The sequence below is a fragment of the Pseudomonas sp. SCA2728.1_7 genome (assembly GCF_018138145.1).
In the GTDB taxonomy this organism is placed as follows: domain Bacteria; phylum Pseudomonadota; class Gammaproteobacteria; order Pseudomonadales; family Pseudomonadaceae; genus Aquipseudomonas; species Aquipseudomonas koreensis_A.
In genome coordinates this window covers 1,541,606-1,562,895 of sequence record NZ_CP073104.1, presented here as the reverse complement: position 1 = coordinate 1,562,895, position 21,290 = coordinate 1,541,606, and the positions used below count along the sequence as shown (strand labels likewise).

The following is a 21,290-nucleotide window of genomic DNA, read 5'->3' as shown; positions in this document are numbered from 1 at the left end:
CCCACAGGGTTTGTGTGTTGTCGGTTAGATCAGTGTCGCATTCGGTGTAGAGCCTCGCGCCGATGTCGGGTACGGTTAAATCCCCCCGACGCGAAACAAGGATCGCTTCATGACGTTCTCATTTTCTCGCTCCCTGCTGGCCGTCAGCCTCGGCTTGTCTCTCGCTTTCTCCGCTGCCCACGCGTTTGCCGAGCCGCACAAACAAGTACTCGCTGATGCCGAGCAGTACCAGCCAGAAGCGCTGAAATTGCTGGAGCGGCTGGTCAACATCGACTCTGGTTCCGGCTATGAACCGGGCCTCAAGCAAGTCAGCGACATCGCTATCGATGAACTGAAAAAACTCGGCGCCACCATCGAACTGGTACCGAACACGCCGGAAAAATCCAACCATGTACTGGCGACGCTGAAAGGCACTGGCAAGGCAAAAATCCTGCTGATGGCGCACATGGACACGGTGTTCAAGGAAGGTTCGGCGGCCGAGCGGCCGTTCCACATCAAGGACGGCCGTGCTTACGGGCCGGGGGTGATGGATGACAAGGGCGGCATCGTCGCCGGGATCTATGCGCTGAAAGTCCTGAAAAACCTCGACTTCAAGGACTACGCGCAAATCACCTTCCTGCTCGACGCCAGTGAAGAAACCGGCTCGGACGTCGCCACCGACCTGATCAAGAAAACCGCCAAACAGCACGACGTGACCCTCAACCTTGAGCCGGGGCGCCCGGCTGATGGCTTGGTGGTGTGGCGCAAGGGCAGCGCGACGGCGCTGGTCGAGGTCAAGGGCAAAGCCGCGCACGCCGGTGTCGCGCCGGAACTGGGGCGCAACGCCGCGATGGAGGCCGCGCACCAGATTCTGCAACTGGGCAAACTCGGCGATGAGGCGAAGAAAACCACCATCAACTTCACCGTGCTCAAGGCCGGCGACCGCACCAACGTGATTCCCGATCAAGCCACGGCCAAGGCTGACGTGCGCGCGGCAGTGCCGGAGGAGTTCGACCGGATCGAGAAGGATCTGGCGCGGGTGTCGCAGGACAAGCTGATTGCTGAAACTGAAGTGAAGACTTCGTTGCAGCGCGGCTTGCCACCGATGCCGCAGACGCCGGAGTCGGACCGTCTGATGGCCATGGCCCAGGGGATTTACGGCGAGATTGGCCGCAAGTTGACCGAGGAGGGCAGTGGCGGCGCGGCGGATGCGAGTTTGTCCGCCGGGGTTGGCACGCCGACGCTGGATGGTTTCGGGATTGTTGGCGGCAATATTCACACGCCAGAGGAATACGCCGAAGTGGCGAGCGTGGCGCCGCGGATTTATCTGTTGTCGCGGATGATTATGGAGTTGGCCAAAGGCAAGTGAGTGGGTTTGTGGCGTGACTGATGCGGGTGGGGTGTCAGGTGCATTTGCCCTCACCCTAACCCTCTCCCAGAGGGAGAGGGGACTGACCGCGTTGTTTGTGGTCCATGTGGCAACCGGCAGATCAAGTTGAATTCAAATTTGCATTCAACGCGATCTCTCACGTCGGCGTAGATCCCGAGCATCCCCCAATCAGTTTCCTCTCCCGAGGGGGAGGACTGACCGTGTTGTTTGTGATTAACACGGCGACCTGAAAGATTAACTTTGAATTCAAAATCGGATTCAGCGCGGTGCCACAGGTCGGCGTAGCTCCCGAGCATCCCCCAATCAGTTTCCTATCCCGAGGGGGAGGACTGACCGTGTTGTTTGTGATTAACACGGCGACCTGAAAGATTAACTTTGAATTCAAAATCGGATTCAGCGCGGTGCCACAGGTGGGCGTAGCTCCCGAGCATCCCCCAATCAGTTCCCTCTCCCTCTGGGAGAGGGCTAGGGTGAGGGGCTTTTGTGGGAAAAGTGGAAGGCGCGGACGCCGTACAAAAAATACCGAAAATTCCGACAGAAGCTCTCGTTGCAGCCGTTGAGCGCTGCTCTTATAGTCTCGGCTCGCAGAAAACTCTGCGACGATCTTGGCCGGTCGAATACAGAACCTGACCTTTCTGGAGTGAACTCTATGACCGACCAAGTAATGCCCCGTTTCCTCCCCATCGACACCTACGACGCCGAATCCCCGGTGCTCTTCCTCAACACCCACTCAGAACTCAGCGACATGGCCGCCTGTGCGATGCACCGGTTTGTGGTTGTGCGCGATCTGGCTGACACCTTTGCCAGTCTCAACCTCAAGGGCATTTCAGATTGTGATCTGACGCGGGTGACCAGCGCGATGCATCTGTTGATGCGCGAGGGCTGTGCGATTCTGAATGTGATTCAGGCGCGGGCGGTGCAGCGGGAGGAGGCTTACAAGACGCCGGTTTAGCGGTGTAGCGGCTGTTGCTATCGCGAGCAGGCTCACTCCTACATTGGATCTTCAGTGCACACAGCATTTGTGTTCAACACTGATCAATTGTAGGAGTGAGCCTGCTCGCGATGGCGTCAGCCCGGCCAACCCATCACTCCTTGACGCTCATGTATTCCTTGGCCCAGAGAATGTATTCCTCCGGTTGTGTATAGGTGTGCGTCAACTCGGTCGCGCTCAGATCGGACGCTTGGGTAAAGATCTGCCGCTGTTCACGCAAGCTGTCATACGTCGCTTTGATCGCGGCAAAGTAAGCGCCATGGCCATCAATGGTCACGCGCACACCGAGTTCGGCCAGACGCTTGTCGTCGCGCAGTGCAGGGTTGCCGTAGGTCACCAGCATCAGCGGTACGGTCAGGTGTTCGGCGATTTGTTCGAGCTGATCGAAATCCTGAATTCCGACCATGCAGATACCGTCAGCCCCGGCCGCCTGATACTGGCGAGTGCGGCTGATGATTTCCTGATTCGGCAGGATGCCGGCGTTGGTACGGGCGATGATCGCCATTTCCGTATCAACCCGGGCTTCCAGCGCCGCGCGGATCTTGCCGACGCCTTCGGCAACGGTGATCAGGTCGGTGGATTTGCGGCCGAATTGTGCTGGCAGCAAGGTGTCTTCGATGGTCAGGGCGGCGACGCCGGCGCGTTCCAGTTCAACGATGGTGCGCATCACGTTGAGGGCGTTGCCGTAGCCGTGGTCGGCGTCGGCGATCACCGGCAATTGGGCGACGCGGCCGATGCGGGTGGCCTGTTCGGCGAACTCGCTGAGGGTGATCAGGGCAAAGTCCGGGGCACCGAGCACCTGCAACGAGGCCACGGAACCGCCGAGGATCCCCACTTCAAAACCCAGGTCAGCGGCAATGCGCGCGGACATCGGATCGAACACCGACGCCGTGTGATAGCAGGTGTTGGAAGCCAGCAGTTGACGGAAGTTACGGCGCAAATCTTGATGGGAAAGCCTGGTCATACGAGTTCCACCAATACAAAGGAATGGAAAGGCTTGAACAAAGGTGTCAACGCCGAAGAATGAAAAGGCTATCACGCGAATGGGTCAATGATCATGACGAATTTGCAAGGGACAGGTTGTCGCGGACCCTTTTGCTGAAAGGATTTACCTTTTTGCGGTGATGACTGTCAGGCCGCCACCGCCTGTTGCTGTTGATTGGGCAGCATCGCCGCGCGCACCGAATTGCCCGGTTGCAGTTGCAGGCGCTTGGCGGTGAGGCGGTCGATCACCAGGCTGCTACCGACACGGCGGGCGCGGGCGACGGTGATGCGGCAGTTTTCCAGGCGCCGGTTGTGAATCAGCCACAGCGGCGCCTGTTCATCCGGGCTGCCGAGGCTCAGGGTCAGCTCAAGGCTTTCGCGTACGGTGCGGATATTGCGCACCGGCGCTTCGATTACCGGGCCGCCGTCGAAGATGTCGATGTAGCCTTTGTGGGTAAACCCTTCGGCCTGGAGAATTTTCAGCGCCGGTTCGGTATTGGGGTGTGCCTGGCCGATCGCCGCTTGGGCTTGTTCGGTGAGCATGCAGGTATACAGCGGCTGGCGCGGCATCAGTTCGGCGATGAACGATTTGTTGCCCAGCCCGGACAAGTGATCGGCATGGCTGAAGTCCATTTGAAAGAAATGCCGGCCCAGACTGTCCCAGAATGGCGAACAACCGTGTTCATCTGCACTGCCGCGCAGTTCGGCAATCATCTTCTCACCGAACAGGTGCGGGAACTCGGCAACGAACAGCAAACGCCCCAGTGACAACAAGCGGCCATTGCTGCCGTGACGCTGATCATGGCCGAGAAACAGCGAGCACAGCTCCGATTGGCCGGTCAGTTCGTTGTTGAGGAACAGTGTCGGTATCTGCCGTTGAATGCCCAGGTCCGGCGCCGAACTCACGGTCAACCCGACCCGATAGTTGTACCAGGGCTCGCGCAGGCCGACCGCCCCGGCCAATGCGCTGACGCCGACCACGCGCATGTCGTCGTCTTCGAGCACAAACAGATAGTCCGCGTCGGCCCGTTCGACCTGTTCGGCGAACGCCCGTTGTGCCCAACGGACCCGGTGGGACAGGCGATCTTCGTTGGCCGGCAGGGTGGTGAACCCCGGGCCGGCCTGTTGCACCAGCGCCATCAAGGCTGGCAGGTCGCTGACTTTGACCGGGCGGACAATCATGCTGTAACTCCTTCTGCGCGCCTGTTCGGGCACTGTCGTTGACTGCGCAACCGCGCGGGTTTCACAGGGCAATCAGCCGGATCGGGCTGCCATCGGTCACGTTCAGCGCCGCACACATTGCAGGGGTGAGGGACAACGGTTGATCGGGTTGGTAATCAAGTTCGGCAATCATCGCCCGGAAGCCCGACAGTGCGTCATTGCTCAGCAAGAAACGGCCACGGGCATCGATCTGTGGCCGTTGCTGCACCGTTGCAGTCTGGCTGCGGGCAATCGAACGGATATTCGAGGTGCGCGCATACAGGGTCGGGCCAGCGTCGAACAGGTCGATGTAGCTGTTGGTTTCGAAGCCTTCACGCTCAAGGATGTCGAACGCTTCCTGACCGTCCGGGTGGATGCGACCGATGCAGTCCTGCGCCGCTTGCGGCAGCATCGGCACGTAGATCGGGTATTGCGGCATCAGTTCAGCCAGGAACGAGCGGCTCTGCAGGCCGCACAGGCGTTCGGCCTCCGCGTAGGGCAGGTCGAAGAAATGTTTGCCCAGCGCATCCCAGAACGGTGAATTGCCGGCCTCGTCGCTGTAGCCGACGATTTCGGTAATCACCGCCTCGGCAAAGCGCGGCGCATGGGCGGCGATGAACAACAGGCGCGCCCGTGACAGCAATTCGGAGAACGGCGTGCGCACCAGCGCGGCGTCGATATGAAAACCGCGCAGCAGCGTGTGGTCGTTGAGGTCGTGGCACAGCGACAGCGCCGGCACGCCGTGTTCGATGTTCAGCTCGCGTGACGCGCTGGTGAAATGGCGGTTGCGCAGGCTGTAGAACGGCTCGTCGAAGCCAGCTGTGGCGAGAATTTCCGAGCAGCCAACCAGTCGCTGTTCGTCGAGGTCTTCCAGCACGAAAAAGTAGTTTTCCGGACCGTTAGCCTGTGCCGCGCTGGCGAACGAAGCGCAGGAACCGGCGATTTTCTCGCGCAGGCGCTCGCTGTCGTCCGGCAGGGAGGTCACGCCCACCAGACTGTCGCGGGCCAATTGTTGGAGCTGGGGCAGGTCAGTCTGTTCGACTGGGCGTAAGACCAGCATGGATGTACTCCTGTATCAAAAGGTTCGGCAAAGTCGCCGAACCTGACTATCACTGTCGGTTTCCACGCGATAAATCGGCGGTCGCCTGATTTGTTGTCAGACGCCGCTCTTTTTCTTGTCAGCCGTTGCTCGGGTCAGGCAGCGCGGTGCTGGCGCCGAGTTTGCTGAGGAAGAACAGGTACACCAGACCCAGGGCAATCCAGATCAGCCCAAGTTTCTGCGCATCGACGCCCATGTTGTACATGATGGCCGCGACGATGATGAAGCCGACCACCGGGCAGATCAGGTGACGCACGACCTGACCGGACTTCTGCCGACGCCAGTAGTAGTTGATCACTGTCAGGTGCAGCAGCATGAAACCGCTGAGCGCGCCGAAGTTGACCAGCGAGGTCAGGGTGTCGACCGAGTTGATGAACAGGTAGCAGATCACCAGCGACAGCACGGCGACCAGATAAATGCTCAGGTACGGCGTGTTGTGTTTCGGGTGCACCTTGGCCAGTACTTTCGGCAGTTTGCCGTCGCGGGCCATGCCGAACAGCAGACGCGAGACAGCGGCTTGCGAGGTGATCGCTACAGCCACGCCCCAGGCCAGCGCCGTCGCGACAGCGGTCAGGGTTGCCAGCCAGCTGCCGGCTGCGATTTCGGCGATTTCATAGAACGCGGTGTCGGCTGACTTGAAACCCATGCCCGCTGCCAGATCGGTGGCGATCCAGGTTTGTGCAACGAAAATCACGCCCATGACCACCAGGGTGATCAGCGCGGCTTTGCCGACGCTTTTGCCCGGATCGCCCTTGATTTCTTCAGCGAGGGTGGAGATCGCATCGAAGCCGAGGAACGACAGCACCGCAATCGACACCGCTTGCATCAGCAGGGCGAAGTTGAAGGTTTCCGCGTGATACAGCGGCGCCAGGGTCAGCTCGCCGTTACCGCCACCGTTGTGCAAGGCATTCCACGCGTAGAACAGGAAGATGCCGAGTACTACCAGTTGCGCCAGCAGGAAGATGATGTTCATCCGCGCGGTGAACGTGATGCCGCGCAGGTTGACGAAGGTCGCGCTGACCAGGAACGCCAGAATAAAGCCGACTTTCGGAATGTCCGGGTACAAATGGTTGAGCGCCATCGCTGCGTAGACATAGAGCAGCGGCGGAATCAGCAGGTAATCGAGCAGCATCAGCCAACCGGCGATGAAGCCGACATGTTGATTGAGGCCGCGTTGCGCGTAGGAATACACCGAGCCGGCAATCGGAAACGCCTTGGCCATGCTGCCGTAGCTCAGCGCCGTGAACAGCATCGCCACCATGCCGATGATGTACGCCAGCGGCACCATCCCCGGGGCCTCGGCGTTGACGTAGCCATACACACCGAACGGGGCGATGGGGATCATGAAGATCATCCCGTACACCACCAGGTCGGTCAGCGTCAGGCTACGTTTCAACTCTTGCTTGTAGCCGAATTCTTCAATTTCCATGAAGCGCAACTCCTTGTCAGCCAGTCGGTCGTTTTAGTTGTTATCGGTCCATCGTTTACAGCGTCAGCAATCTTTCATTCATTACAGCAATGGCGCGAGGTATCCGGCCCAGCGTGATACGGCTTCGGGGCTGCGCAGCAAGTCATTGCGCACCTCGATCAGCACCGAGTCGAGGCCACGGGCGTCGCCGTGCACCGGCACGGTCATGTCGCCCAGCGGATCGATCTTGTAGGGCTGGTTGCCGGCCACTTTCAGCGGATGTTCGCCGAGGCCATCGAGCAAACGTTGCGCGTAAGCCTTGGCCTGACCGAACAGCACGCCGACTTCCAGCGGTCGCGGCTGGCCGTAATACACTGGGGTGAAACTGTGAATCCCGACCACACGCACTGCCTGGCCCTGAGCAACACGTTCGTCGATCAAGGTCTGCAAGCGCGCGTGAAACGGTTTGAACAAGGTCTGGCGCCGGTATTCGCGGGTGGCTTCGTCCAGCTCGCGGTTGCCCGGCACCTGATAAATCTCGCTCTGCGCCGGAATGCTGTCCGGGGCGTGGCGTGGCCGGTTCAGATCGATCAGCAGGCGCGAATAATTGGCGCTCAACAGGGTGGCGCCGAGCATCTCTGATAGTTGCTCGGCCAGTTGCAGTGCGCCAATGTCCCAAGCGATGTGTTCAGCAGCGGCGGCAGCGTCCAGACCCAGATTGTTCAGGGCTTCGGGGATGTAGCGGCTGGCGTGTTCGCACACCAGAATCAACGGGTGCGTCGAATCTTCGCGGCTCAGGTTGTAGGCCGGGCGGGTGTACAACCCCAGTTCGGCGGATTCAGTACAGGCGTGCATAGTGCTCACACAAGTCAGCGGGCGAGAGCTGTTCCGTCAGCGCCAGTTCCTCGGTTTTCAGGGCGTAATAGGTGTCGAGCAACGGCTTGGGCAGCCATGCAGTGAAGGCGCCACTGTTGCGCAGGCAATCCAGCGCCTGGGCCAGCGAGGCGGGCAGGGCAATGATGCCCCGCGCCTGGCGTTGCTCGTCGTTGAGTGAATCGGGAATTTCATCGGTGATCGCGTTCAGTGCCAGACGCTGTTCGATGCCCAGTCGTCCGGCGATCAGCAGCGCCGCCATGGCCAGATGCGGCGAGGCAGTGGCGTCCATGGCGCGGAATTCGAGGTTGAACTGCTGGGCCACGGATTTACCGCCGAGGGTTACGGTCGGGCAGATGCGCAGCGCCGCCTCGCGGTTCTGTTGACCCAGACAAGCGTAAGACGCGCTCCAGTGATGCGGCTGCAAGCGCTCGTACGACACCGGCGTCGGCGCAGTGAACGCACAGAGGGCCGGCAAGTAATGCAGGATTCCCGCTGCCCAATGCTGGCCGAGGCTCGACAGACCATTGCTGGTGCCGGCGTCGTAAAGCATCGGTTGACCAGCCAGATCGAGCAGGCTGATGTGCAGGTGCACGCCGTTGCACACCGCGTCGGCGGCGGTCTTCGGCGCGAAGCTCAGGTCGAGGCCCATTTGCCGGGCAATCTCGCGGGTGATCTCGCGCACGTTGACGGCGCGATCTGCCGCAGCCACGCCGAGCGTCGGGCGGCAGGTGATTTCGTATTGGTGCTTGCCGTATTCGGGCAGAAACATTTCCGGCTCGACCCCACCGGCGCGCAGGGCACTGAGCAGCCAGCCACCGAACTCGGCGCCCTGACGCTGGGCTTCGAGGGAAAACGCCAGATGCTCGGCAAAACCGGCGTGCAGGTTGAATTCATGTTCGAACGCGGCGTTGACCTGCAAGCCCAGTTCATCGCGATAACGTTCGATTTCGTCACGCAACAGCGTGCGCGGGCAGGCGCCCCACGGGCGGCCATCGGTTTCGCGGATATCGCCGTGAATGAAATCCAGCGCCGGCGCGTCGGCGTCCGGGCCGTTGCCGACGGTGACGCGGCTGCCCAGATCGGGAATCAACCGCAGATCGCCATAGGCGCCCCACGGATTGGTTGAAGCAATGATGTCCTGCGGCGTCAACGCGCTGTTCGCCGGTACCCAGCCGCACCCGGCGGCTTGATAGTGCTCAAGCTCATCAGTGGGAAACGAACGGCCACGGGTGATGCCGATCAGGTCGGTGGTAACCAGCGTGGTCATCGGCAGTGGCGTCAGGCGCGCGCTCATGGCCGCATCTCCTGCAAGCGGGCGAGCACGGTGTCGGTGTCGGTGATCCAGCAGTAACCCTTGATCGCATTCAGGCAGGCGTGATGGCGTTCGGTACTGTAGGTGGCGCAGGCATCTTCGACCAGCGTGACCAGATAGCCGCGATCGGCGGCGTCGCGCACGGCCATGTCCACGCACTGGTCGGTGACGATGCCGGCGATGATCAGATGACGGGTTTGCAGGTTGCGCAGCACGTAGTCGATGTTGGTCGAGTTGAAGACGCCGGACGAGGTCTTCGGCAGGACGATTTCGTTTTCCACCGGGCTCAGGTCTTCAATGATCCGCGCCTGCACGCTGCCTTTGGGCAGGTGCATGTCCGAGAGTTTGTGGTCGAGCGAGCGGTCGCGGCCATCAGCCGTAAGGCTTTCGATAATGGTGTGCAGCACGTTCTGCCGCGCTTCGCGAAAAGCGCTGAGCAGGCGACGTTGGTTGGGCACCACCTGCATGTGCGCGCGGGTCAGGAAATACTCGGCTTCAGGACCGTTGAGGTGCGCATCGAACTGCGGCTCGAGCCAGGCACGCTGCATGTCCACCAGCAACAGCGCGGTGTGATCGGTGACAAACGGCAAGTCCCGCGGCGAGCGGTGGGGAAGGCTGAACATCCTTATTTATCCTCCAGCAGGTGGGTGTTGAAGTCATTGCGCAGGGCATCGATGCCTTCCAGGCGATCGGCGAGGTTTTCGGTGCGCAGGGTCAGGCAGGCGATCAGTGCTTCGACCTGCGCCAGCGCCGGCACCATGGTGTCGAACGGCGAGGCCGATTCCACCGGCGCGCTGATGATCAGGTCGGCCAGTTCGCGCAGCGGCGAGGCATAGATGTCGGTGAACAGCACCACGCGCGCGTTGTTATTTTTCGCCGCACTGGCGACCCGCAGGGCCTGAGTCTGATAGCGGCGATAGTCGAACAGCAGGACCACGTCCTGACGTTGCAGATCGAACAGGCGATCAGGCAGTTGCGCGTTGTCTTCCAAAGCGAAGCAACCGGAGCGCAGCAGGCGCAAGTGATTGAGCAGATAAGTGGCCATCAGGCTGCTGAAGCGCCCGCCGAAACAGTACACCTGATGCCGGGCATCGAGCAGCCAGTCGGTGAGAATGCGCACGTCTTCCGGTTGGGTCAGCGATTGGGTTTCGACCAACAGGCGATGGCTGTCGCCCAGATAGTGGCTCCAGGCGTCGTCCTTGTGCTGATGGGCGCGCGGTTGCAACAGCGTGCGCGGCGAGCGCAGGCGGTGATCCATGTCGCTGAGCAGTGCTTCCTGGAATTCGGCGTAACCGCCAAAGCCGAGTTTTTTCACCAGCCGCACAATGGTCGGATCGCTGACGCCGGCATGTTCAGCCAGACGTGCCATCGGCCCCAGACCGTTGCGGGGGTACTGATCCAGCAAGGCGCGAACGACTTTGCGCTCCGACGGCGTAAGATCCAGGCCGGGATCGGTGATCAGGTCTCTGAGAGGGGGCATCCGGGCTCCTGCTGGATGAGGGTGTTGAATTCGCTTCATAATCCGTTAAAACAGTATTTATGTAACTGGCGTTACATGTCTAGTGAATTTTTCAGCGTGTTGAAAAGGCGCCAAAATGGCGCGCGGTGCCCGTGTAACAAGGGCTACACGGAATTCGACCGTCCTTGTAGTCCATTGCCTACAACGGTGTCAGATATTGCCGTATTCCTGGCGTCGTCCGTTTTTCCGGTGGCTATCCGGCAGCCCCGCAACCCTCGGTTTACGGCACAATTGCCAACAGAACGGCTTTACGTCGTTGATTTTCATCAAGGCCTACCGGAGCGATGCCTGTGCAGACCACTCGTTTGACATTGATTTGCCATGCGCGAACCGTCGCACAAAAATTGGCGTGTTTTCCTACGAATGAGCCTGTTGAAAATAGTGGGTTGGCGTCGGGTGAATTGGCCCAGCGTTTCGACGCCGCGCGACGCTTGATTTGCGCGCCGGAATTGCGCACACGGCAGACAGCGGCGTGGTTTGGCGCGGATGCGCAAGTGGATGACGCGCTACGCGATTGTGACTGGGGCCGTTGGCACGGGATGTCGATCAAGGATCTGCAACGCTCGGAAGACGCCGCGCTGCAGGCGTGGCTGGAAGATCCCCACGCAACCCCCCACGACGGTGAGTCGGTGGCGCAGTTATGCGAGCGTGTGGCGATATGGTTGAGCAGCCTGCAAGCCATGCCGGGACAGGTGGTGGCGGTGACGCATCCGTTTGTCATCCGCGCCGCGCTGATCCACGTGATGCGCGGTTCGGCATTTCATGACATTGATGTCGAACCGCTGTCGATGGTCGAACTACGCTTCACCGGGCGCTGGCGCCTGTGCCTTAAAGGAGCTTTGTGATGAAACAACTGCTGGTGATCGGTATCGGCGCCGGTAACCCCGACTACATCACGATGCAGGCCGTGAAGGCGCTGAACCGGGTCGACGTGTTCTTTTTGATTGATAAAGGCCAGAGCAAGGGCAAGCTGATCGACTTGCGCCGAGAGATCTGTGAGCGCTACATCGACGACCCCGACTATCGCTTCGTCGAAGCCCACAGCCCGGAGCGCGAGCGCGGTGATGTCGACTATACCGCCAGTGTCGATGAGCTGAACCGTGCCAAGCAGCAGATCTTCGAGCGGCTGATCAATGACGAAATGTCTGACGGCCAGTGCGGCGGTTTCCTGGTGTGGGGCGACCCGGCGTTGTACGACAGCACCGTGCGTATCCTTCAGGCGATTCTGGCCTCGGGTACGTGTGCCTTCGAGTTTGAGGTGATTCCCGGGATTACCAGCGTTCAGGCGTTGGCGGCGCAGCACAAGGTGCCGTTGAATACGATCGGCCGCTCCATTGAAATCACCACCGGGCGGCGTTTGGCAGCGGGGCAGGTGAGTGATACGGACAGTCTGGTGGTGATGCTCGATGCTGAAGATTCGTATCAGCGGGTCGCCGATCAGCAGACTCAGATTTATTGGGGCGCCTACCTGGGCACGCCGGATGAGATTCTGATCAGTGGCCGGCTGGCGGATGTCGCGGATGAGATCGAGCGGGTGCGCAAGGCGGCGCGGGCGGAGCATGGGTGGATCATGGATACCTATTTGCTGCGCAAGCCTTAGATTGTTGGTGCTTTGACTGGCCCTATCGCGAGCAGGCTCACTCCTACAATTGAATGGGTTCACAATTCCAATGTAGGAGTGAGCCTGCTCGCGATAGGGCCGGAACAGTCAAAGCCGATTTCGAACAGGCAAAAAAACACCCGGTGCAACGCAAGTCGCACCGGGTTTTTGTTGCCAGCAAGCGGCGGATGTCGTGGATCCGCCATTCACTGTTGAACTCTGGTTATGCGCGTTCCAGCGCCAGCGCCACGCCCTGGCCGCCGCCGATGCACAGGGTCGCCAGACCCTTTTTCGCATCACGCTTGATCATTTCATGCAGCAGGGTCACCAGTACGCGGCAACCCGAGGCACCGATCGGATGGCCCAGCGCAATGGCGCCGCCGTTGACGTTGACCTTGTCCAGATCCCATTGCAGATCTTTGGCCACCGCCAGCGATTGCGCGGCGAACGCTTCGTTGGCCTCGATCAGGTCGAGTTGGCCAATGTTCCAGCCAGCTTTGTCCAGGCAGCGGCGGGTGGCGGACACCGGGCCGATGCCCATGATTGCTGGATCAACGCCTGCGTTGGCGTAGGCGGCGATTTTTGCCAGCACGGGCAGGCCGAGGGCTTTGGCTTTCTCGGCGCTCATCAGGATGACCGCAGCAGCGCCGTCGTTCAGCGATGAAGCGTTGCCAGCCGTGACGCTGCCGTCCTTTTTGAACGCCGGGCGCAGTTTCGCCAGGGATTCGGCGGTGGTATCGCCGCGTGGTTGTTCGTCGACCTTGAACGCAACCGGATCGCCTTTGCGCTGCGGGATCAGGATCGGCGTGATCTCATCGACAAAGCGACCCGCCTCAATCGCTGCAGCGGCTTTCTGCTGCGACGCGGCAGCGAAGGCGTCCTGCTGCTCACGGCTGATCTCATATTTGTCGACCAGATTCTCGGCGGTGATGCCCATGTGGTAATCGTTGAACGCATCCCACAGACCATCGCTGATCATGGTGTCGACGATTTGTGCGTGGCCCATGCGCAGACCGGTGCGTGCGCCCGGCATCACGTAGTTGGACAGGCTCATGTTTTCCTGGCCGCCAGCGATGATCACGTCAGCGTCGCCGCAACGGATCGCCTGTGCGCCGAGGTGCAGGGCTTTGAGGCCCGAACCACAGACCTTGTTCAGGGTCAGCGCCGGTACCGCGTGGGGCAGACCGGCCTTGATCGCCGACTGACGCGCCGGGTTCTGGCCGGCGCCGGCGGTCAACACCTGGCCCATGATCACTTCATCGACCTGCGCACCGTCCAGACCGGTCTGCTCGAGCAACTGGCGGATCACCGCCGCGCCCAGATCAACGGCGGACACGCTGGCCAGCGAACCCTGGAAACTGCCGATCGCGGTACGCGTGGCGGCAACAATTACGACGTCTTGCATTTTCGAATTCCTCACTGGGCAGCGAACTGCATTTCCGGTACGTGATCCGGGACGATCAGTTTACCAGCGGTTTTGGCGACGATTTCCTCGACGCTGACGCCAGGTGCGCGTTCCTTGAGGACAAAAGCGCCATTTTCGATTTCCAGGTAGGCGAGGTCGGTCAGCACCCGCTTGATGCAACCGGCGCCAGTCAGCGGCAGGCTGCATTTGGCGAGTAGCTTGGACTCACCGTCCTTGGATGCGTGGGTCATGATCACGATGATGTTGTCGGCACCGGCCACCAGATCCATCGCGCCGCCCATGCCCTTGACCAGTTTGCCGGGGATCATCCACGAAGCAATGTTGCCTTCGACGTCGACTTCGAACGCGCCAAGCACGGTCAGGTCGACGTGGCCGCCACGGATCATCGCGAAGGATTCAGCGGAGTTGAAAATCGACGCGCCGATGCGTGCGGTCACGGTCTGTTTGCCGGCGTTGATCATGTCGGCATCGATGGTTTCTTCGGTCGGAAACGGACCCATGCCGAGCAGGCCGTTTTCCGATTGCAGCATGACTTCCATGCCTTCAGGAATGTAGTTGGCGACCAGGGTCGGAATGCCGATGCCGAGGTTTACGTAGAAGCCGTCCTGCATTTCGCGGGCGACGCGCTGAGCCATTTGTTCGCGGGTAAGTGCCATGTTCTTGTTCTCCGTCAGCCTGAATTATTTGCGGATGGTGCGCTGTTCGATGCGTTTTTCGAACGTGCCGCAAATGACCCGATCGACGTAGATGCCCGGGGTGTGGATCTGCGAGGGGTCGAGTTCGCCGGGTTCGACGATTTCTTCGACTTCAACCACGGTGATCTTGCCGGCGGTGGCGGCCAGCGGGTTGAAGTTCTGCGCGGTGTGACGGTAGACGACGTTACCGAAGTGGTCGGCTTTCCAGCCTTTGACGATGGCGAAGTCGCCGGTGATGGATTCTTCCATCAGGTACTTGCGACCTTTGAACTCACGTACTTCCTTGCCTTCGGCGACCGGGGTGCCGACGCCGGTGGCGGTGAAGAAGGCCGGAATGCCGGCGCCGCCTGCGCGCATCTTCTCGGCGAGGGTGCCTTGCGGGGTCAGGATGACTTCGATGTCGCCCTTGAGCAGTTGCTCTTCGAACAGCTTGTTTTCGCCGACATAGGAGGCGATGACTTTGCTGATCTGACGGTCGGTGAGCAGTACGCCGAGGCCGAAACCGTCGACGCCGCAGTTGTTGGAGACGACAGTGAGGTCGCGGGTGCCTTTGCGCTTGATCTCGGCGATCAGGTTTTCCGGAATGCCGCACAGACCGAAGCCGCCGGCGATGACGGTCATGCCGTCCTCAAGCCCGGCGAGGGCTTCCTCGTAGGAACTGACGCGCTTGTCGAAACCTGCCATATGCACCTCTTTTATTATTTGCGGGCGGCTGGCTAGCCGAATGGTTGGAGTGTCGCGCTGGTGGATATATTTGTTAAGTTGATTTTTAGGGTCGATTGATTGATAAAGCTCAATAGTCGCGTTACCGCGTGCTGCTTTGATCGTTCCCCACGCCCCTCGTGGGAATGCCTCTAGGGACGCTCCGTGTCCAGTGACGCGGAGCGTCACGGGCTGCACTCCCGCGCAGAGCGTGGGAACGATCATCAGGCTTGTCGCTTAACGCTTGTAGCTTACAACTGGAGCGAAGCGAGCATGACCATCAAACAGATCCGCGCCTTCCTCGCCGTGGCCCAGAGCCTGAGTTTCGCTGTGGCTTGCGAGCGCCTGCACCTGTCGCAATCAGCGTTGAGCCTGACTATCAAAGCGCTGGAGGAGGGCCTGGGCGGACGCCTGTTCAGCCGCAACACACGCAACGTCGCGCTGACGGCCGAAGGTGAATCCTTGCTGCCACTGGCTCGACGGCTGATCGCCGACTGGGACAACGCCGAAGACGAAATGCGCCAACGCTTCAGCTTGCAGCGCGGGCGGGTGACGCTGGCGGCGATGCCGTCGTTTGCCGGCAACCTGCTGCCGCCGATCCTCAAAACGTTTCGTGCGCGCTATCCGAACGTCAACGTCACGGTTAATGACGTGATCAACGAGCAAGTGCTGGAAATGGTCCGTGATCGCCAGGTTGAGCTGGGCGTGGCGTTCGAGCCGATGCAAAACACGGCGATGACGTTTACGCCGTTGTACACGGATCGCTTCGTCGCTGTGGTGTCGAAGGATTCCCCTCTGGCCCGCCTTAGCGAGATCGACTGGCAGACGTTGTTGCAGGAGCCGTTTATTACCTTGCAGCGGCCCTCGACGGTGCGGGTGATGCTCGAAGAGCACTTGCAGGCGCGCGGCATGAAGTTGCCGGTGGAGTTTGAAAGCCATCAATTGGCGACGGTCGGGCGCATGGTCGCCAGCGGGCTGGGCGTCAGTGCCGTGCCGGCGTTGTGCGCCGGGCAGATGCAGGAGCTGGGCGCGCATTGCCTGACGCTGGACGACTCGGTGGAGCGGGCCATCGGCGTGCTGACCGAGCCGGGCAATGAACTGTCGGCAGCGGCGCAGGCGTTGTTCGACATTCTCAAGGCTGAAGATCTGGGGCGACTGTGAGATCTCCCCCCTCACCCCAACCCTCTCCCCCAGGGGGGCGAGGGGGCAGGGAGCTGATCGGGGGCATTTCAGAAAATAGGTTCGACTTGAAATTTTCAGAACGGTGTATCGCTTGACAACAACTCGTCAGTCCCCTCTCCCTTGGGCGAGGCCTAGTGCTAGCGGGCAGGGGGCTGATCATGGGTTATGCAGATTGTGAGCTCGACTCAGCATTTTCAGGTCGCAGTATTCAGCGCAGACAACTCGGTCAGTTCCCTCTCCCTTGGGCGAGGCCTAGTGCTAGCGGGCAGGGAGCTGATCATGGGTTAGTCAGATTGTGAGCTCGACTCAGCATTTTCAGGTCGCAGTATTCAGCGCAGACAACTCGGTCAGTTCCCTCTCCCTTGGGCGAGGCCTAGTGCTAGCGGGAAGGGGGCTGATCATGGGTTATGCAGATTGTGAGCTCGACTCAGCATTTTCAGGTCGCAGTATTCAGCCCAGACAACTCGGTCAGTCCCCTCTCCCTTGGGCGAGGCCTAGTGCTAGCGGGAAGGGATCTGATCGTGGGTTATGCAGATTGTGAGCTCGCCTCAGCATTTTCAGGTCGAAGTATTCAGCCCAGACAACTCGGTCAGTTCCCTCTCCCTTGGGCGAGGCCTAGTGCTAGCGGGAAGGGAGCTGATCATGGGTTATTCAGATTGTGAGCTCGACTCAGCATTTTCAGGTCGCAGTATTCAGCCCAGACAACTCGGTCAGTCCCCTCTCCCTTGGGCGAGGCCTAGTGCTAGCGGGAAGGGAGCTGATCGTGGGTTATTCAGAATGTGAGCTCGACTCAGCATTTTCAGGTCGCAGTATTCAGCCCAGACAACTCGGTCAGTTCCCTCTCCCTTGGGAGAGGGCTAGGGTGAGGGGGCCGGGTCCTGAGTCGAGCGCAGAGTGCAGCAACTCACCGAATCAGCTGCTGTACCAGTAAAGGCAACAGCTGTTCACACGACGCTTCAATCTTCAAATCCAGCAAATCATCCGCGCGGGTCTTGCCCAGATTGATCGCTATCAGCGGCTTACCGCGATCGGCAATCACCCGGCACAAACGAAACGCCGAATACGCCATCAACGAAGACCCCACCACCAACATCCCCGCCGCATTTTCTGCCGCCGCCATCGCCCGAGCCGCCGTGGGCTGCGCGACGTTTTCACCGAAAAACACCACGTCCGGTTTCATCCGCTCACCAAAGCAATGCGGACAGTGCGGTACCTGAAAGCGCGCCTCGAACGCCGGGTCGAGCAGGGTGTCGCCATCCGGTGCCTGCACGGCATCGACCCCGGCCAGATACGGATTTTGTCGTTCCATCAATTGCTGAATCGAATCACGCTCACTGCGCTGGCCACAGTTCAGACACAGAACCCGATGCAGGCTGCCGTGCAGTTCGATCACGTCGTGACTGCCAGCCTGATCGTGCAGGGTGTCGACGTTCTGGGTGATCAAGTCGTGGATCAGCCCATGGCGCTGCAAACCGGCCAACGCTTCGTGCGCGGCATTCGGTTGCGCCTGACGCACCCTTGGCCAACCGAGCATGGCCCGCGCCCAATAGCGGCGGCGTGATTCAGGGGCGGCGAGGAATTCCTGGTACATCATCGGTTGCCGCCCACGGCGTACACCGTCGCTGTCGCGGTAGTCCGGAATGCCCGACGGCGTGCTGATGCCGGCCCCGGTCAATACGATGAAGTCGCCATCAGCGATCACCTCTTGCAGGGTGTCGAGGTGTTCGCGGGTCGGGCTGTCGAGCATGGTCAGCGCTCCGGGGAAGGACGTTGCCAGCAGGTTAGCACGCGACCCGCGTGGCTTACTTGCGCGCCTCCAGAATCAGGTTGAACGGCGTTTGCGTGGCCCGACGGAACTGCTTGAACCCGGCCTCGACAAACACTTTGCGCAAACGCATTTCCCCCGCCTGCGCACCCAGACCGAGGCCGACTTCCTGAGACAGCGAGTTCGGTGTGCAGATAAACGTCGAGGCCGCATAGAACAGCCGTCCGACCGGGTTGATGTTGTCGTCCAGCGTGTCGTTGGCAAATGGCTCGACCAGCAACACCGTGCCGTCGTCCTTCAGTGAATCATAGGCGTGACGGGCGGCGCCGACCGGATCGCCCATGTCGTGCAGGCAGTCGAAATAGCAGATCAGGTCGTAGTCATCGCCGGGGTAGCCTTTCGCCGAACCCTGGAAGAACTTCGCCCGGCTGCTGACGCCTCCTTCCTCGGCGCGTTGGGTGGCGACGGTGATCGACGGCGCGTGATAGTCGTAACCGACGAAACGCGAGTTGGGAAACGCCTGGGCCATGATCACCGTCGACGCGCCATGACCGCAGCCGATGTCGGCGACTTTGGCGCCTTCTTCCAGTTTGGCCACCACGCCGTCGAGCGCCGGCAGCCATTCGGCGATCAGGTGACCTTTGTAGCCGGGCCGGAAGAACCGCTCGGTGCCGCTGAACATGCACGGATGGTGATCACCCCAAGGCAGGGCGCCGTTGCCGCGCATGGCTTTGACCAGTTTGTCTTTGTCGTGGAAAAACGACGCCACCACGCCGAGACCCCCGGCAACGTACACCGGCGAGTCCTCGACGGCCAAGGCCAGCGCCTGTTCTTCCGGTAAACGAAACTGGCCGTCGTGGTGCTCCATGTAACCGGATGCCGCGTGAGCGCTGAGCCATTCGCGCACCAGACGCGGGTTGCAGGTGGTTTTGGCGGCGAGGGCATCGGCGCTGATCGGCTGACTGTCGGCCATGGCCCGGTACAAGCCGAGTTCTTCGCCGACTATGACATTGGCCAGCATCGCCGCGCCGCCCATGTCGTTGACCAGTTTGCCCATGAATTGGTTGAGCTTCGCCTCGTCCATCATGTGTGCTCCTGAAACAGGATCACGGTCCGGCGGCGTCGAAGGTCGAGGAGTGCGCCACCGGGCGGTGGTCACGGAGTTGGGCAGGGCACGGCTGACGTCCTGCGGCCCCCTCGACTGGGTCATAAAAGAGTCTAGCCCCGGTCCCGGTCTGCCGCTGTATTTGTGAACACTGAAAACCTCGGTGGGAGCGAGCCTGCTCGCGAAGAGGCCAGCCCAGTCGCCATCGTTGTCGACTGTTCGGCAGTCTTCGCGAGCAGGCTCGCTCCCACAGGTTTTTCGGTGTGTATCACTGTGTATCGCGGTGGTTGGAGGATACACAGCGCTGCAAATGCCCTGTCATGTGTACACAGCAGTGATACAGCCAGCGGTTCAACTCGGCAAAACCCACTGCTGAGGTACATCCCATGCACATTCCTCCCTTATTAGCGCAACCCAGCGTCGGCCTCGGCCTGCGCCGTGGCTTGCTCAAAGACCTGCAAGCTGCCCGCAGCGGCGATTTCGACTTTCTCGAAGTCGCTCCGGAAAACTGGATCGGCGTCGGCGGCGCCCACGGTGCGGCATTGCGTGAACTGGCCGAACTCTACCCGTTGTCCTGTCACGGTTTGTCGCTGTCACTTGGCGGACCGGCGCCGCTGGATGTCGGCTTCTTGCAGGAAGTGCGGGTGTTTCTCGACCATTACAACGTGCCGCTGTACAGCGAACACCTGAGTTATTGCAGCGATGACGGGCATTTGTATGACTTGCTGCCGTTGCCGTTCACCGAAGAGGCAGTGCACCACGTTGCCGCGCGAATTCGTCAGTCCCAGGACATTCTCGGCCGGCGTCTGGCCGTGGAAAATGTCTCCTACTACGCCGCACCGCGCCAGGACATGGACGAGGTGAGCTTCACCAATGCCGTGCTGCGTGAGGCCGATTGCGACCTGCTGCTGGACGTCAACAATGTCTACGTCAACGCGATCAACCACGGATTTGATCCGCAAACCTTTCTCGCCGGCATCGAGCCGGGGCGGGTGGTCGGCATGCATGTGGCCGGGCATTTCGATGAGTCCGATACGTTGAAAATCGACACCCATGGCGCCTCGGTAAAACCGCAGGTCTGGGCATTGCTGGCGGAGGCCTACGCGCGGTTCGGCGCGCAGCCAACGTTATTGGAGCGGGATTTCAATTTCCCGGCATTTTCCGAACTGGTCGACGAGTTGCAGACCATTCGCCACTTGCAAGCGGGAGGTCGCCATCGTGGCTAACCTGCTACAGCAACAACAGGCGCTGACCCGATATCTGCGCGATCCCGACCATCAGTCGCCGCCCGTCGATATGAATGTGCAAAGGGTTAACGTCTACCGGGACCTGGTATTCAACAACCTGTCGCAATTGTTGAGCGGCACCTTCCCGGTGCTGATCCGGATTATCGGGGAGCAACGCTGGCGCTTGCTGGTGCGAGGTTTCTTGCGCGACTGGCGGGCGCAGACGCCGAAGTTTGGCGAGATTGCCGAAACCTTTCTCGACTATCTGGCCACGCAACCGCAGGTGTTGCGCGAAGGTGAGTGGCCGGCGTTTTTGCTGGAGCTGGCGCATTACGAATGGGTCGAGATGGTCTTGCAGCAATCCGATGCTAAAGCGCTGCTGCCCACAGACCCGGCGTTGTTGCTGGAGCGGCCGCTGCAAATCTCGCCGCTGGCCTGGCCGTTGGCGTATGTGTGGCCGGTGCATGAGCTCGATCCGGACAATCAGCCCGCCACGCCACCGGACCAACCGACGTTTTTGCTGGTGCGGCGTACGGCCGACTGGAGTGTGAAGTTTTCCGAACTGAGCCCGCTGGCCTGGCGCTTGCTGCAGCGCATTGACGAGTTTGCGCCGTTGACGGGGCGCGAGCAGTTGCAAGCTCTGGCGCAGGAGGCCGGACAGTCCGCCAGCAATTCGTTCATGGATAACGGCCTGGTGTTGTTGCAGCAGATGCATGAGGACCAGGTGATCGGCATAGCTTGAATGTATAGCAACCCATTGTAGGAGTGAGCCTGCTCGCGATCGCGTCCTTCATGGAAGGACGCGATCGCGAGCAGGCTCACTCCTACAGG

At 60.6% G+C, this 21,290-nt stretch carries 20 protein-coding genes; 7 read left to right on the top strand and 13 right to left on the bottom strand.

Annotated elements, in window-relative coordinates; all coding sequences use genetic code 11:
- The first annotated feature begins 109 nt into the window (after window positions 1–109).
- Entirely contained in the window at window positions 110–1,348 is a 1,239-nt protein-coding gene (locus tag KBP52_RS06940) for a M20/M25/M40 family metallo-hydrolase (protein ID WP_212622455.1), read from the top strand.
- A gap of 670 nt (window positions 1,349–2,018) precedes the next feature.
- Window positions 2,019–2,321: a hypothetical protein gene (locus KBP52_RS06935; protein WP_212622454.1), complete on the top strand. Its 303-nt coding sequence runs from the start codon at window positions 2,019–2,021 to the stop codon at window positions 2,319–2,321.
- A gap of 133 nt (window positions 2,322–2,454) precedes the next feature.
- Here the strand turns inward: KBP52_RS06935 and KBP52_RS06930 are convergent, their stop codons facing one another.
- The 8 genes from KBP52_RS06930 to KBP52_RS06895 form a co-directional block, all read right to left on the bottom strand.
- A complete protein-coding gene (locus tag KBP52_RS06930; RefSeq protein ID WP_212622453.1) occupies window positions 2,455–3,324 on the bottom strand; it encodes an oxaloacetate decarboxylase in 870 nt (289 codons plus the stop codon).
- A gap of 167 nt (window positions 3,325–3,491) precedes the next feature.
- Window positions 3,492–4,526 carry an arginine N-succinyltransferase gene (gene astA, locus KBP52_RS06925; protein ID WP_077572158.1) on the bottom strand — a complete coding sequence of 345 codons (1,035 nt, stop codon included), beginning with the start codon at window positions 4,524–4,526 and terminating at the stop codon, window positions 3,492–3,494.
- Window positions 4,527–4,587: 61 nt separating this feature from the next.
- A complete protein-coding gene (locus KBP52_RS06920; RefSeq protein ID WP_212622452.1) occupies window positions 4,588–5,604 on the bottom strand; it encodes an arginine N-succinyltransferase in 1,017 nt (338 codons plus the stop codon).
- A gap of 118 nt (window positions 5,605–5,722) precedes the next feature.
- Entirely contained in the window at window positions 5,723–7,072 is a 1,350-nt protein-coding gene (locus tag KBP52_RS06915) for an APC family permease (RefSeq protein WP_212622451.1), read from the bottom strand.
- Between the two features lie 81 nt (window positions 7,073–7,153).
- Window positions 7,154–7,906: an N-formylglutamate amidohydrolase gene (locus KBP52_RS06910; RefSeq protein ID WP_212622450.1), complete on the bottom strand. Its 753-nt coding sequence runs from the start codon at window positions 7,904–7,906 to the stop codon at window positions 7,154–7,156.
- Window positions 7,890–9,221, bottom strand: coding sequence for a glutamine synthetase family protein (locus tag KBP52_RS06905; RefSeq protein WP_212622449.1), 1,332 nt, complete (start codon window positions 9,219–9,221; stop codon window positions 7,890–7,892). Before KBP52_RS06905 ends, KBP52_RS06910 begins: the two co-directional genes overlap by 17 nt.
- A complete protein-coding gene (locus KBP52_RS06900; protein ID WP_212622448.1) occupies window positions 9,218–9,862 on the bottom strand; it encodes an isochorismatase family cysteine hydrolase in 645 nt (214 codons plus the stop codon). The genes KBP52_RS06905 and KBP52_RS06900 overlap by 4 nt, the downstream gene beginning before the upstream one ends.
- Window positions 9,863–9,864: 2 nt before the next feature.
- Window positions 9,865–10,719 (bottom strand): MurR/RpiR family transcriptional regulator, encoded by an 855-nt coding sequence (locus KBP52_RS06895; protein WP_212622447.1) that lies wholly within the window; start codon window positions 10,717–10,719, stop codon window positions 9,865–9,867.
- A 329-nt stretch (window positions 10,720–11,048) separates the two neighbouring features.
- Here KBP52_RS06895 and KBP52_RS06890 point away from each other — a divergent pair, with 329 nt between their 5' ends.
- Both KBP52_RS06890 and cobF read left to right on the top strand, forming a co-directional pair.
- Window positions 11,049–11,603, top strand: coding sequence for a histidine phosphatase family protein (locus KBP52_RS06890; RefSeq protein ID WP_212622446.1), 555 nt, complete (start codon window positions 11,049–11,051; stop codon window positions 11,601–11,603).
- Window positions 11,603–12,358: a precorrin-6A synthase (deacetylating) gene (gene cobF / locus KBP52_RS06885; protein ID WP_212622445.1), complete on the top strand. Its 756-nt coding sequence runs from the start codon at window positions 11,603–11,605 to the stop codon at window positions 12,356–12,358. The genes KBP52_RS06890 and cobF overlap by 1 nt, the downstream gene beginning before the upstream one ends.
- Window positions 12,359–12,581: 223 nt before the next feature.
- On the opposite strand, the gene KBP52_RS06880 is transcribed toward cobF, so the two are convergent.
- Genes KBP52_RS06880 through KBP52_RS06870 form a run of 3 tightly spaced genes read right to left on the bottom strand, consistent with a single transcriptional unit; the run spans window position 12,582 to window position 15,163 of the window.
- Window positions 12,582–13,763: an acetyl-CoA C-acetyltransferase gene (locus KBP52_RS06880; RefSeq protein WP_212622444.1), complete on the bottom strand. Its 1,182-nt coding sequence runs from the start codon at window positions 13,761–13,763 to the stop codon at window positions 12,582–12,584.
- 11 nt (window positions 13,764–13,774) lie between these two features.
- Window positions 13,775–14,440 carry a CoA transferase subunit B gene (locus KBP52_RS06875; protein ID WP_007919566.1) on the bottom strand — a complete coding sequence of 222 codons (666 nt, stop codon included), beginning with the start codon at window positions 14,438–14,440 and terminating at the stop codon, window positions 13,775–13,777.
- A 24-nt stretch (window positions 14,441–14,464) separates the two neighbouring features.
- Entirely contained in the window at window positions 14,465–15,163 is a 699-nt protein-coding gene (locus KBP52_RS06870; protein ID WP_007919568.1) for a CoA transferase subunit A, read from the bottom strand.
- A gap of 291 nt (window positions 15,164–15,454) precedes the next feature.
- Between KBP52_RS06870 and KBP52_RS06865 the strand changes: the two genes are divergently transcribed.
- A complete protein-coding gene (locus KBP52_RS06865) occupies window positions 15,455–16,342 on the top strand; it encodes a LysR family transcriptional regulator (protein ID WP_116031283.1) in 888 nt (295 codons plus the stop codon).
- A 925-nt stretch (window positions 16,343–17,267) separates the two neighbouring features.
- Here the strand turns inward: KBP52_RS06865 and KBP52_RS06860 are convergent.
- Entirely contained in the window at window positions 17,268–18,110 is an 843-nt protein-coding gene (locus tag KBP52_RS06860; protein WP_212622443.1) for an NAD-dependent protein deacetylase, read from the bottom strand.
- Between the two features lie 55 nt (window positions 18,111–18,165).
- Window positions 18,166–19,212, bottom strand: coding sequence for a class I SAM-dependent methyltransferase (locus KBP52_RS06855; protein ID WP_212623111.1), 1,047 nt, complete (start codon window positions 19,210–19,212; stop codon window positions 18,166–18,168).
- A gap of 407 nt (window positions 19,213–19,619) precedes the next feature.
- On the opposite strand from KBP52_RS06855, the gene KBP52_RS06850 reads away from it, so the two are divergent.
- Window positions 19,620–20,459, top strand: coding sequence for a DUF692 domain-containing protein (locus KBP52_RS06850; protein WP_123593949.1), 840 nt, complete (start codon window positions 19,620–19,622; stop codon window positions 20,457–20,459).
- Window positions 20,452–21,201, top strand: a complete 750-nt coding sequence (locus tag KBP52_RS06845; RefSeq protein WP_212622442.1) for a putative DNA-binding domain-containing protein — start codon at window positions 20,452–20,454, stop codon at window positions 21,199–21,201. Before KBP52_RS06850 ends, KBP52_RS06845 begins: the two co-directional genes overlap by 8 nt.
- The last annotated feature ends 89 nt before the right edge of the window (window positions 21,202–21,290 follow it).